This is a genomic window from Streptomyces sp. OfavH-34-F (genome assembly GCF_022347745.1).
Classification (GTDB): Bacteria; Actinomycetota; Actinomycetes; order Streptomycetales; family Streptomycetaceae; genus Streptomyces.
In genome coordinates this window covers 1-12,197 of record NZ_JAKRGC010000056.1, presented here as the reverse complement: position 1 = coordinate 12,197, position 12,197 = coordinate 1, and the positions used below count along the sequence as shown (strand labels likewise).

Here is a 12,197-nt window from a genome sequence, read left to right as displayed (position 1 = left end):
CGGTCCGAGCGGGCTGCGTTGATTTGTCGACCATGTCGGATTGCGGTGTCGACTTGTCCCCAGGCATCGACCCGCACCTGTGGATAACTTTCCGTAGAGGAAATCTGCTGATCCCACCGGCGGCGCGGGCAGACCGCATGCCCCGGCGCCGTCGTGGGAGGCAACCGGAACACCGGGCCCTCGTCCCGTCGCTCGGAGAGCGTCTCGCGCGACCGCCGCCCTCAGGCGCGCCCGTCCTGGTTGCGGGCCAGCCAGTCGGACGCCTCGGTGAAATCGGCGTCCGAGGTCCCGGCGCGCAGAGGGGCCACGTCCTCCGGAGTCACCCCGGCCCTCGGATAGGAGCCGAGGAACCGGACGCGGGGACAGATGCGCTTGAGCCCCATCAGCGCCTCACCGACCCTGCGGTCGGCGATATGGCCCTCGGCGTCCACCGCGAAGCAGTAGTTGCCGATCCCCGCGCCGGTCGGGCGGGACTGGATCAGCATCAGGTTCACCCCGCGCACCGCGAACTCCTGGAGCAGTTCGAGCAGGGCGCCGGGGTGGTCCTCGCCCAGCCAGATCACCACGGAGGTCTTGTCCGCGCCGGTCGGTGCCGCGGGCCGGGCCGGCCGGCCCACCAGGACGAAGCGGGTCTGCGCGTTCTCCGCGTCGTGGATCTCGGTCACCAGCGGTTCGAGCCCGTACCTCGCCGCCGCGAACTCGCCCGCGAAGGCCGCGTCGTACCGGCCCTCCTGCACGAGCCGCGCCCCGTCCGCGTTGGACGCCGCCGACTCCCAGACCGCCTGCGGCAGATGAGCGGCCATCCAGTTGCGCACCTGCGGCTGGGCGGCCGGGTGGGCGGTGACGGTCTTGATGTCGGACAGCTTCGTGCCGGGCCGCACGAGCAGCGCGAAGGTGATGGAGAGCAGCACCTCGCGGTAGATCATCAGCGGCTCGCCGCTGGTGAGCTGGTCGAGGGTGGTGGTGATGCCGCCCTCGACCGAGTTCTCGATCGGTACGAGGGCCGCGGCCGCCGAGCCGTTGCGCACCGCGTCCAGAGCCGCCGGCACGGAGACCATCGGGACGAGTTCGCGGGTGGCAGCTTCCGGGAGCGTACGGAGGGCGACCTCGGTGAAGGTGCCTTCAGGGCCGAGATATGCGTAGCGCGTGGCGGACATACCGTCACCCTAATGCGCGGTGGGGGCCCGGAAGGCCCGGATGGCCGGGCTCCCCGGCCGTGTGCTCCAGGGGGTACGACGGACCGACATCATCAGGCCACCGTGGCTCAGGACTCCAGCAGACGCTGCCCCACGTACTCCCCGGCCGCGGCCCCGCCCGGTACGGCGAACAGCCCGCTCGCCTCGTGGCGCAGGAACGGTGAGAGCGCGTCCCCGCGGTCCAGCTTGCGCTGCACCGTGACGAAGCCCCGCAGCGGGTCCGCCTGCCAGCAGATGAACAGGAGCCCGGCGTCGGGGGTGCCGTCCGCCGAGATGCCGTCGTGGTACGAGAACGGGCGCCGCAGCATCGCCGCACCGCTGTTGCGCTCCGGTGAGGAGATCCGGGCGTGCGCGTTCTCCGGGATCAGCAGCTTGCCGTCCGGGCCCACCTTGTCCAGATCCATCGGCGTGGTCTCGGTGCCACCGCTGAGCGGGGCGCCGTCCGCCTTGCGCCGGCCGATGACTCGTTCCTGCTGCTCCACCGGCAGCTTCTCCCAGTCGTCGAGCAACATCCTGATCCGGCGCACCACCGCGTACGAGCCGCCCGTGAGCCAGTCGTACGCGGCGTTCTGGCCACCGGGTACGAAGATGCGCCGGTCGAAGTCGGCGTCCGTGGGCTTCGGGTTGCCGGTGCCGTCGACCTGGCCCATCAGGTTGCGGGCGGTCATCGGCTTCGCGGTGGCGCCGGGCGTGCGGTTGAAGCCGTTCATCTGCCAGCGCACCGTGGCCGTGGAGGCGGCCTCCCGCTGGATGGCCCGCAGGGCGTGGAAGGCGACGAGTGCGTCGTCGGCGCCGATCTGGACCCACAGGTCGCCGTTGGACCGGCCGGCGTCGAGGTGGTCGGAGGAGAACGGCGGCAGCGGATCGAGCCCCGGCGGCCGGTGCGCGGTGAGGCCCGTGCGTGCGAAGAAGCCGTAGCCGAAGCCGAAGGTGATGGTCAGTGAGGACGGGCCCGCGTCCAGCGCGACCCCGGTGTCATGGCCGGGACCGTCCGCCGCGCCCTCGGCGGGCTCGCCGGCCATCAGCCGCCGTGCCACCGCGGACCATCGGCGCATCAGGGCGGCGGCTTCCTTGCGTCCCGCGCCGGGGGCGAGGTCGAAGGCGATCAGATGACCGCGTGCCTGAAGCGGAGTGGTGATCCCCGGTTGATGTTTCCCGTGAAACATCACCTCGGTGGAGCCGACGGCGGTCAGCGCGGTCGGGGCTTCGTCGCGGGTGGCGGCATATCCGGTGGCGCCGCCGGCCGCCCCGAGTGCGAGTCCGGCCGCCCCGGCCGCGCCCGCCGTGCCGAGGAGCCGGCGTCGGGTGAGTGCGTGGGGCGCGCCGGTGTCGTCGCCGGTGCTGGGTGTGCTGTTTCGGTTCACGGTCCTGCTCAGCCGATCTTCGCGTTCTTGGTGACCGTCGCCTGGTCGATGTCCGATGTCCGCACGGTCACCGCGACCGTCCAGTCGCCGGCGATCGGGAGTTGGAGGCCGGTGGCGGTCCAGTGGCCCTCGGCCAGCCTGGCCGGTACGGCCGGGAGCGGGCCGATGTCCTTCGACTTCAGGGTGAGGGCGAGCTTCACCTCGGGGACGTCCATGGGCTTCTTGGCGGGGTCGTCGATCCAGAGATGGATCGAGTTGGCTCCGGTCCGGCCCGGATCGATGTCCAGCCGTACCGTGCCCTTGCCGTTCTCGCCGCCCGTGTCGAACGGCAGGGTGAGGCTGACGGGGCCGTTCGCCGCAGGGGCGGCCGGCGCCGCCGCCGACGAGCGCGCTTCCTCCTCCGTCCGGCCGGGTTCGGTGGAGGTGAGGATCGTGGTCACCGCCAGCAGGACCACCGCGACGCCCACCTCGGCGAGCACGGAGCGGCGCAATCCCGAGCGCCCGGGGTCGGCGTCGCGTATGCGCTTCTTCTCGGCGGTGGCCACGGCGGCGCGCTGCCGGGCGAGCTGAGCGGCCCGTACGGGGTCCTGGGGAGCGCTGTCCGTCTCGCTCCGGGCAGCCGTCTTCTCGGCCCCCGCCGTCTCCTCGGCCTCCGCCACTGCATCGGCCCCCACCGCTACGTCGGCGTCCGCCGCCGCGTCGGAGCCGGCCGGCGCACCGGTCCCCGTCTCGTCCGGCGCGGGGCCCGCCGCCAGTCGGCCCGTCCAGCGGCGCGACATGGACGCGATCCCCACCAGTACGGCGACCAGCCCCACCTTGACGAGGAGCAGCTGCCCGTAGCCCGTACCGGTGAGCGCCGACCACGTGCCGACCTGACGCCACGACTGGTAGAGACCCGTCGCGGCCAGGACGCTCACGCTGACGAGGGCGATGGCGGAGAAGCGCCGTACGGCGGAAGCCGTGAGGTCGGGCGTGCGGTACAGCGCGGTCAGCAGGGCCGCCAGCCCGCCCAGCCAGGCGGCCACGGCCAGCAGATGGAGTACGTCGACGGGCATCGCGATACCGGGCTGGATGCCGGTGGACGCGTGCTCGGCCAGGGCCCAGGTGCCGGCGATACCGACGGCGATGACGGCGCCGCCGACGGCGAGGCCGAAGGTGAGGTCCTTCTTCTCGCGGGGGTCCTCGCGCTTGGCGTACGCGCCGAACAGCACCGCGACGAACAGCGCGCTCGCGCCGAGTAGCAGGAGCCGGGAGACCAGCGCCGCGCCGGGCTTGGTGTCGAGGACCGCCTTGAGGCCGTTGAGGTCGAAGGCGTCCCCCAGTTTCCCGGAGCCGGTGTAGGGGTGGCGCAGCAGGAGCATCGCGATCGTCGCCGCGGTGAGCGTCAGCCAGCCGCGTACGACCAGCCGCTGCAAGGGGCGCGCGCCCGCGCCGCGCCGCCAGCAGGCCAGGACGAACGCGGCGCCGCCGGCGAGCACGATGAACCCGGCGTACGCGGCGTAACGCGCGATGTCGTAGAGGGTGCCGACCAGACCGCCCCCGGCCTCGCCGTCGGGCAGGGCGACGGTGGTGCTGGAGGGGGCGCCGATGGAGAAGGTGAAGGCGCCGGAGACCGGGTGGCTGTCGGCGGAGACCGCCTGCCAGGCCACGGTGTACGTGCCCTCGGGCAGGCCGTCGCGCAGGGCGACGCCGTACTTGACGGTGGAGCCGCTGTTCAGGTCGAGCGGGTCGGCCTGGGTGTCGGCGCGTTCGCCGGACGGGTCCAGGACGCGGATGGAGTCCTTTCCGACGGCGACCTGTTCGGAGAAGGTGAGGGTGACTTCGCTGGGCGCGGTGGCGACCACCGACCCGTCCTGCGGATCGCTCCCGGTGAGCGCGGCATGGGCCGACGCGGGGGCCGCGGTGGCCAGCAGCATACCGAGTACCGCGCCGAGCAGCGCGGTGAGGAGTCCGGCGACGGCGAGCGGCCGTCGCGGCGCGGCCGGGAGCGGGCCGAAGGGCGGGGCGGTGGCTGTCATGGCGGTCAGTCCCTCACTGCTTCTTCGGGTTGTGGGTGGTCTCCTTCACGGGAAGGTCGACCTCGATGGCGCCGGCCTTCTCGAAGTGCAGTTCCACGGACACCTTCTGGCCCTGCTTGGGCTGCCGCTTGAGCTTCATGAACATGATGTGGTTGCCACCGCGCTCGAGGTTCAGCTCGCCGCCCGCGGGTACGTCGAACGAGGTCACCTTGCGCATGACCTGGTCCTTCGTCTCGTGGATCGTGATGTCGTCCGAGAGCGGACTGGTGACCGAGGTCAGGCGGTCGTCCCCGCTGCCGTGGTTCTGCACGACGAGGAAGCCGGCCGCCATGTCGCTGACGGGCTGCGGCATGAACGCGCCGGTGACCTGAATCTCCGGGGTGTCCGAGGAGGACGAGCACCCCGCCAGCGCGAGGCCCGTGGCCAGGGCCAGGACGCCGGCGAGGGTCGTGCGGTGGTTCACGGGTTCTCCCCCTTGACGATCTTGGGGAGGTCCTTGGTGTAGTCGTCGGGCGTGGTGTCCTCGCTGTAGACCAGGTATCCCTTGTCGGTCTTCGGGGAGAACGCGATGACCTGCGAGCCGTGCATGGAGACGACCGTGCCGTCCTTCTCCTTCTTCGGCGCGTCGATTCCGATGCCGATCTGCCGGGCGCCCGCCTGGATCGCCGGGAAGTCGCCGGTGAGGCCGATGAAGGAGGGGTCCTGTGCCTTGAGCCAGCTGCCGAGGGAGGCGGGGGTGTCCCGTTCCGGGTCGGTGGTGACGAAGACGACCCGGAGGTCGTCCTGGTCGGCCTTGGGCAGAGCCTTCTTGGCGATGGCGATGTTGCTCATGATGAGCGGGCAGACGTCGGGGCAGTTGGTGTAGCCGAAGTAGATGAGTGTCGGCTTGCCCTTCGTCTCCTTGCGCAGGTCGTACTTCTTGCCGTGCGTGTCGGTCAGAACGAGGGCCGGCTTGGTGAACGGGGTGTCGAGCACCGTCGCCGCCTGCGTCTTCGCCTCCACCGACACATCGGCGATGGGCTTCTTGCTGTCGTTCTCGCTGCTGCCGCAGGCGGACAGGGTGAGCGCGGCCGCGACGACGAGCGCCGCGGCCGGCACGATCTTCTTAACCATGGAGCACTGTTTCCTGGTGGGTCGGTGGAGCGGGGCGGGGCCGGGACGGTGTGTCCCGGCCCCCTGGAGCCGGTCAGGTCGTACGACGGCGTCCGGCCAGGACACCGAAGGCCACACCGGCGACACCGATGACGATGCCGACGATGCCGAGCACCCGTGCGGTGTTGTCCTCGGAGGACGACGAAGCGGTGGCGGTCTCCTCGTGCTTCTCCGCGGCGTCCGAGGAGCCGGAGGACTTCGAGGAATCCGAACCGGCCGCGGCGGAGGCGCCGTGCGCGTCACCGGCCGGGGCGGTCAGCTTGAGGACGGGAGCGGGGGAGTCGGGCTCGTCGGCACCCTCCTGGGGCACCTCGATCCAGCGGACGACCTCCTTGTTGGAGTACGTCTGGATGGCCTTGAACACCAGCTGGTCGGCGTCCTCGGGGAGCTGGCCGACGGAGAGCGGGAACTGCTGGAAGCGGCCGGGCTCGATCTTGCCACCGGTCCAGGTGACCTTGGAGACCGCCTCGTTGATCGTCTTGCCGTGCATCTCCAGCGGCTTGGCCAGCTTGCTCTTCGTCACCTCGATGTCCCAGCCGGGCACCGGCTGCGGCATGACGGACGCCAACGGGTGATCGGTCGGGAAGCTGACCTCGAGCTTGGTCGTCGAGGCCTCGTCACGCTCGTTGGGAACCTTGAAGTTGATGACGGCGTATCCGCCCTTGGCGGCCTCGCCCTGCGGCTGGACGCTGACGTGGGCGGAGGCCGTACCGGCGAGCATCAGCACGGTGGTCGCGGCGACGCCGCCGGCGAGGGCGATGCGGGAAACGTTCATGGGGGATCACTCCACAGGGGCACGAAGGAAGGGTGCTCCGGAGCGCGGGTGCGCACCGGCACCGCGACACCACCTCCGTACGGGCGTGCTCCGCGCCCGGTCCCCACTCGCGCCGGAGGGCGCGGAGCACGGGCCGGTACGCATCGCGTGGAGGGCGTCGCGTCAGGCTGCGAGAGCGAGGACGGAGGGCGGCCCGCGCCGGATCACCATGTGCTGGAGGGTGTCCCCGGTGGCGGGCCGCGGCGCGTCCGCGACCGTACGGGGGATGCGCGGCCCGGTCTCGGGTACGTCGCCCAGGCCCGCGCGCAGCGCGGCGACGAGGCGGAACGCGTCCCGCAGCGCCCGCAACCGGGCCCCGGCCGCGAGCTGCTGGGCCCCGTGGGCCGAGAGCCGGGCGATGCGGAACAGGGCGACCTCGCCGCGCCGCAGCAGCCAGCCGGTGGCCAGGGCGGCCAGCAGGTGGCCGAGCAGCATGGGCAGGCTGGGCAGCGTGCCGGAGAGGGCGGACAGCGGGCCGGAGGGGCCCGCGGCCAGGTGCTGGTGTGCTCCGGAGGCCACCGTCGCCGGATCGATGCCCGCGGTGCTGACGATGTCCCGCGCCTCGGCGGCGTTCAGCTGGGCGGGCCCGGCGCCGCAGACGATGCTCGCCGCGAACCGGATCAACGCGTCGTCGCCGGGGCCGGCCCCGGTTCCGGCGGTGGCGGTGTGCGTGCCCACCCCGAACACGATGTGCAGGGCGAGCTGTCCGCCGGCCAGGGCGGCGGCGATGGAGGGCAGGGAGCGTTCGCGCCCCGCGAGGGCGACGGCCACCGCGAGAACACCGAGGAACGCGGCGAGCAAAGTCCACCAGGGGACGGCCGCACAGGCGGCCAGCCCGTGTCCGGCGGCGGACAACGCGACGCAGACCGCGGCGAACACCGCGGCCCTCAGTAGCCGCAGACCGGCTCCGGCGCGCCCCACAGACACAGACATGGCGGCCCCATCATCGCACCCGGTCCCCCGCCCCGGTACGGCAGGTCCGGAAGGTCGCCTTCCGGGCGGATTGGGGCGAGCGGGGCTGTTCGGACGGGTTCGGGAAGGGCCGCGGGCGGTACGGAAAAGGCTGATGGGGCGCGATTACACCGTAGTGATGCATCCGGCCATCCGCTGAATGAGCGGTCTTGGGGCGAACGGGTGCTTACGACCGCCCCGCTGCGGCAATACGTATCGGTATGTCTAGCCGCAGCCAGGAGGCCGGAGCATGAGCATCTGGTGGTCACTCCAATTGCGGCGCGACGCTGCGAGCGTTCCGCTCGCCCGCCGGTTTCTGCTCGGCACGATGGAATCCGCGGGCGTGGACCCGGACATCTCCTTCGACCTGTCTCTCGCGCTCAGCGAAGCCTGTGCGAACGCGGTCGAGCACGGCGGGGAGCACGACGACACCTCCGGCGGTTCCGGTAAGGACCGGGACGACGCCTGGGAGGAGCCGTCCGCCACGGCGCGTGGCCAGTACCGGGTCACCGCGTATCTGGACGGCGAGAAGTGCCGTATCGAAGTCGCCGATTCGGGGCCCGGCTTCCCCACCCACGCCGGGCCGCACGCGCCCGGGCGGCAGCCCGGAAGCGGACTGCCGGATTCGCAGTACGCGTCGTGTCCGCCCGCCACCGCCGAGGAGGGGCGGGGCCTGTGCCTGATCGAGCAGCTCGCCGATCATGTGCACTTCGGCAACCGTCCGGGGCGCTCCGGCGCGGTGGTGAGCTTCGACAAGGTCCTCAAATGGCGGGAGGGCGCTCTGCTCATGGTGTCCTGAGCAGAGCGCCCCCCGTGCGGGACGGGCCGGTGATCAGCCCTTGAGGCCGGCCATCCATGCCTCGATCTCGTCGGCGCGCCGGGGCAGCTTGTCCGAGAGGTTCCGGTTGCCGTCCTCGGTGACGAGGATGTCGTCCTCGATCCGGACGCCGATGCCGCGGTACTCCTCCGGCACGGTCAGGTCGTCGGCCTGGAAGTAGAGACCGGGCTCGACGGTGAGGCACATGCCCGGCTCCAGCGTGCCGTTCACATACGCCTCGGTGCGCGCGGCGGCGCAGTCGTGGACGTCCATGCCGAGCATGTGACCGGTGCCGTGCAGGGTCCAGCGGCGCTGGAGGCCCAGTTCGAGGACCTTCTCCACCGACAGGTCGCCGAGCAGGCCCCACTCGACGAGCTTCTCGGTGAGCACCCGCTGCGCGGCGTCGTGGAAGTCCCGGAAGTCGGCGCCGGGCTTCACCGCGGCGATACCCGCCTCCTGCGCCTCGTACACCGCGTCGTAGATCTTGCGCTGGAGCGGTGTGAACGTGCCGTTGATGGGAAGGGTGCGGGTCACGTCGGCGGTGTAGAGGTCGTTGGTCTCGACCCCGGCGTCGAGCAGCAGCAGCTCGCCCGAGCGGACGGCGCCGTCGTTGCGCACCCAGTGCAGGGTGGTCGCGTGCGGGCCGGCGGCGCAGATCGAGCCGTACCCGATGTCGTTGCCCTCGATGCGGGCGCGCAGGAAGAACGTGCCCTCGATGTAGCGCTCGCTGGTGGCCTCGGCCTTGTCGAGGACCTTGACGACGTCCTCGAAGCCGCGCGCGGTGATGTCGCACGCCTTCGCCAGCTCGGCGATCTCGAAGGCGTCCTTCACCAGGCGCGCCTCGGAGAGGTAGACCCGCAGCTCCTCGTCGCGCTCCGCGGTGACCTTGTCGGTGAGCGCGGCCTCGATGCCGGCGTCGTGGCCGCGGACGTTGCGGACGGGGCCGGTGGCCTCGGCGAGGGCGGCGGGCAGCTCGCGGACGTCCTTCGCGGGGATGCCCAGCAGCTGCTCGGCCTCGGTGAGGGAGTGCCGGCGGCCGACCCACAGTTCGCCCTGGCCGTCGAGCCAGAACTCGCCGTTCTCCCGGTTGGAGCGGGGCAGCAGGTAGATCGTCGCCTCGTGGCCGCCGTCGACCGGCTCCATGACGAGGACGCCGTCCTGGGTCTGGTCGCCGGTGAGGTACGCGTACTCGGTGGAGGCGCGGAAGGCGTAATCGGTGTCGTTGGAGCGGGTCTTCAGCCGGCCCGCCGGAATGACCAGCCGCTCGCCGGGGAAGCGCGCGGACAGCGCGGCACGGCGGTCGGCGGTGTGCCCGGCCTGGGGGATCGGCTCCAGACCGTGCAGTTCGGTGTCGGCCCAGCCGGACTTCATGCTGGCGGCGAGCTCATCGGAGACGCCCGGGTACAGGCCGTTCTTCCGCTGCTTGACGGGCTCTGTCTCTTCGGTCTCCGGGGTCTCCGGGAACTCCTCAGACACAACTGTTCTCCTTGATACGCCACTGGGCCCTCTCCATCGTACGGGCGTACGGAAGGGGGCCCAGGGCCGGAAGACCTCTTACATCGGAAGGGGCCCTCGCGCGCTGCGGCTCAGTCGAACCGGGCCGCGAGCACGACCACGTCCTCGGCGCCGTCCGCCCGGCCGGCCCCGTTCGGCAGCACGGTGCGCACCACGTGGTCGGCCACCGCGGCGGCGTCCCGGCGCAGCGCCCTCGGAACGCCCGCCGCCGCCGCGTGGAGTCGTGCGTACGCCCGGTCCATCGAGTCCCCGGCGCGGCGCAGCAGCCCGTCCGTGTACAGCAGAACCGTCTCGCCGGGTGCGGGGGCGATCTCCACACTGGGCGCCTCCCAGCAGGACAGCATGCCCAGCGGGGCGGACAGCGTGGTCTCCACGTACGACGTGCGGTGCTCGCCGACGATCAGCGGCGGGGTGTGTCCGGCCCCGGCCAGCAGGATCGTGCGGCGGGCCGGTTCGCAGTAGGCGAAGAGCGCGGTCGCCGAGGGGACCGGTTCGGTGAGCCGGAGGAGCACTTCGAGGTCGGAGAGCACGGCGACCGGGTCCTCGCCCTCCATCACCGCGTAGGCGCGCAGCCCGGAGCGCAGCCGCCCCGTCGCGGCCAGGGCGCTGGGCCCCGAGCCGCTCACCGACCCCACGGCGAGCCCGAGGGCGCCCTCCGGCAGGGCGAGCGCGTCGTACCAGTCGTTGCCGCCCTGCGGGGCCACCTCGTGGTGCACGGCGAGCTGGACGCCGGGAACCCGGGGCAGCCGGGTGGGCAGGAGCGCTTCGGTCACGGTGGCTACATCCGTCCTGGCCCGTTCCAGTTCGAGCAGGCGCGCCAGGTGCTCGCAGGCGTATCCCGCGTACCGGTCGAGGAGGTGGCGCAGATGCTCGGGCGGTTCGGCCGGTTCGTCGTAGAGCCAGACGGCGGCGCCGAGCAGGCCGGTCGCGTCGGTGGTCAGGGGCAGGGCGTAGCTGGCGGCGTAACCGAGATCGGCGGCGACCTCGCGTCTGCGGGGGTCCAGGCCGCGGTCGCCGATCAGGTCGGTGGTGGTCAGCGGGCCGTCCGGGGTGGGCAGGCCCTCCAGCACGCGGCCGTAGGAGGTGGCGCTGCGCGGCACGGTCTCGATCCGGCCCAGTTCCGCGTGGGCGAGCCCGAGTCCGATGGTGCTGACGGGGCCCCGGTGGTCGCAGGGTTCGAAGGAGACCAGGCCCCGGCGGGCGCCGACGAGGGCGGCTCCGGCTTCGAGGAACTCGTGCAGTGCGTCGTCGAGGGCCCTGGTTCTGGCCAGCCGCTCGGTGAGTTCATGGAGCGTGGTGAGGTCGGAGACCCAGCCGGCCAGCCGGTCCTGGAGGAAGGCACCGGGTGCGGCGCGGGCTTCGTCGATGGGCTCGGTAGTTTGCGCCGAAACCTGGACTGTGGGATCGATTCCGGCCATTCTTGGCAGGTGCGGTGCGCTCATGGTCGTCGGCTTTCCGAGCGGTGCGTTCCGTCGAATAGCATCGCAAACCCCCATGTCATTTTGCGCCGCTACCAGTGCATCCACATGTACACGCACAAGTGAGGCGATGTCCAGCATTGTCCCCCTGGAAAACGCGGTGTCCACGCGTTAAGCAACTTGGCCAAAAAGAGCACCCAGTGATGCCCATTGGCGATCGACTGGGTGTGTTCGACGGGGGTGCGTCTCCGGGGGAAGTCCCCGGGGGAGCGTCATTCCGGACATGCTGGGTACGTAATTCTCTGGATGGCCGGGGGCGGCCCCGCACGACCCCGGAACCCCGCAGCGGGTCCGGACGTCCTCCCTTCGAGACGGCCGCGTCCCGCCCCCGGGTGGCGAGGCCGTACGCACGGACGGCAGGCGCGCCATGCGCTCCGTATCTCGTCACGATGTCGACGGCAAGCAGCTCGATCCGGCTCAGCACAGCTCACGCGCGGTACCGACGAACGGCACGTACCGCAGGCTCGACGAGCACGTACACCCAGAAGATCCGCAAGCACGGTGTCACCGCACACGGTGTGGGGCGGACCCTTGGCGTTCAACGGAAAGGAACGAGCGCTCATGCGCGAGATCCTCGGAAGGCGACGCAGGAACGGTCGCAGGGGCGGGTCCGCCCGGCTCGACGCGGCGCTGACCTGCGCCACCCACTGGCAGTGGCCCGTGGTCCCCGGAGCGGGGCTGCGGGAAGCCGGCGGACGCGGTGACCGCGGCTGCGCCTGCCCCGATCCCGAGTGCGCGGTGCCCGGCGCGCACCTCTTCGACCCGGGCCTGCTCGCCGCGACCACCGATGCCCGGATGGTGCGCTGGTGGTGGACGAACCGGCCCGCCGCGCCGGTGCTGCTCGCCACGGGTGGGCGGGCGCCGTGCGCCCTGAGCCTGCCGGCGGCGGCCG

The 12,197-nt window shown here is 71.9% G+C and carries 11 protein-coding genes; 2 read left to right on the top strand and 9 right to left on the bottom strand.

Translation table 11 applies throughout. The annotated features are described in order from the left end of the window. Positions 1–221: 221 nt before the first annotated feature. From pheA to MHW47_RS11855, 7 genes are all read right to left on the bottom strand, one after another. On the bottom strand, positions 222–1,157 hold the full coding sequence (gene pheA, locus MHW47_RS11885) for a prephenate dehydratase (protein WP_239222729.1): 936 nt from the start codon (positions 1,155–1,157) through the stop codon (positions 222–224). Between the two features lie 107 nt (positions 1,158–1,264). Next, positions 1,265–2,560 (bottom strand): iron uptake transporter deferrochelatase/peroxidase subunit, encoded by a 1,296-nt coding sequence (gene efeB, locus MHW47_RS11880; RefSeq protein WP_239222727.1) that lies wholly within the window; start codon positions 2,558–2,560, stop codon positions 1,265–1,267. Positions 2,561–2,568: 8 nt separating this feature from the next. Continuing rightward, positions 2,569–4,578, bottom strand: coding sequence for a copper resistance protein CopC (locus tag MHW47_RS11875; RefSeq protein ID WP_239222725.1), 2,010 nt, complete (start codon positions 4,576–4,578; stop codon positions 2,569–2,571). Positions 4,579–4,591: 13 nt separating this feature from the next. Continuing rightward, entirely contained in the window at positions 4,592–5,041 is a 450-nt protein-coding gene (locus tag MHW47_RS11870) for a copper chaperone PCu(A)C (protein ID WP_239222723.1), read from the bottom strand. Beyond that, positions 5,038–5,691, bottom strand: a complete 654-nt coding sequence (locus MHW47_RS11865) for an SCO family protein (protein ID WP_239222721.1) — start codon at positions 5,689–5,691, stop codon at positions 5,038–5,040. The genes MHW47_RS11870 and MHW47_RS11865 overlap by 4 nt, the downstream gene beginning before the upstream one ends. 73 nt (positions 5,692–5,764) lie before the next feature. Beyond that, positions 5,765–6,505: a YcnI family protein gene (locus tag MHW47_RS11860; protein WP_239222720.1), complete on the bottom strand. Its 741-nt coding sequence runs from the start codon at positions 6,503–6,505 to the stop codon at positions 5,765–5,767. Positions 6,506–6,667: 162 nt separating this feature from the next. After that, positions 6,668–7,477 (bottom strand): hypothetical protein, encoded by an 810-nt coding sequence (locus tag MHW47_RS11855; protein WP_239222719.1) that lies wholly within the window; start codon positions 7,475–7,477, stop codon positions 6,668–6,670. 268 nt (positions 7,478–7,745) lie between these two features. Here MHW47_RS11855 and MHW47_RS11850 point away from each other — a divergent pair, with 268 nt between their 5' ends. Further along, positions 7,746–8,294 carry an ATP-binding protein gene (locus MHW47_RS11850; RefSeq protein ID WP_239222718.1) on the top strand — a complete coding sequence of 183 codons (549 nt, stop codon included), beginning with the start codon at positions 7,746–7,748 and terminating at the stop codon, positions 8,292–8,294. A 33-nt stretch (positions 8,295–8,327) separates the two neighbouring features. Here MHW47_RS11850 and MHW47_RS11845 read toward each other — a convergent pair whose 3' ends face one another. Together MHW47_RS11845 and MHW47_RS11840 are read right to left on the bottom strand one after the other, a co-directional pair. Beyond that, positions 8,328–9,788 (bottom strand): aminopeptidase P family protein, encoded by a 1,461-nt coding sequence (locus MHW47_RS11845; protein ID WP_239222717.1) that lies wholly within the window; start codon positions 9,786–9,788, stop codon positions 8,328–8,330. A gap of 110 nt (positions 9,789–9,898) precedes the next feature. Next, positions 9,899–11,386, bottom strand: coding sequence for a PP2C family protein-serine/threonine phosphatase (locus MHW47_RS11840; RefSeq protein ID WP_239222716.1), 1,488 nt, complete (start codon positions 11,384–11,386; stop codon positions 9,899–9,901). A gap of 480 nt (positions 11,387–11,866) precedes the next feature. Here MHW47_RS11840 and MHW47_RS11835 point away from each other — a divergent pair. Continuing rightward, positions 11,867–12,197: bifunctional DNA primase/polymerase (locus tag MHW47_RS11835; protein ID WP_239222715.1), on the top strand; the 331-nt coding region annotated here is incomplete at its 3' end.

Bases quoted from the DNA above. Each gene is read 5' to 3' on its own strand.
- MHW47_RS11855 (WP_239222719.1), bottom strand. From the start codon at position 7,477: ATGTCTGTGTCTGTGGGGCGCGCCGGAGCCGGTCTGCGGCTACTGAGG.
- MHW47_RS11875 (WP_239222725.1), bottom strand. From the start codon at position 4,578: ATGACAGCCACCGCCCCGCCCTTCGGCCCGCTCCCGGCCGCGCCGCGA.
- MHW47_RS11860 (WP_239222720.1), bottom strand. From the start codon at position 6,505: ATGAACGTTTCCCGCATCGCCCTCGCCGGCGGCGTCGCCGCGACCACC.
- MHW47_RS11850 (WP_239222718.1), top strand. From the start codon at position 7,746: ATGAGCATCTGGTGGTCACTCCAATTGCGGCGCGACGCTGCGAGCGTT.
- MHW47_RS11840 (WP_239222716.1), bottom strand. From the start codon at position 11,386: ATGCTGGACATCGCCTCACTTGTGCGTGTACATGTGGATGCACTGGTA.
- pheA (WP_239222729.1), bottom strand. From the start codon at position 1,157: ATGTCCGCCACGCGCTACGCATATCTCGGCCCTGAAGGCACCTTCACC.
- MHW47_RS11865 (WP_239222721.1), bottom strand. From the start codon at position 5,691: ATGGTTAAGAAGATCGTGCCGGCCGCGGCGCTCGTCGTCGCGGCCGCG.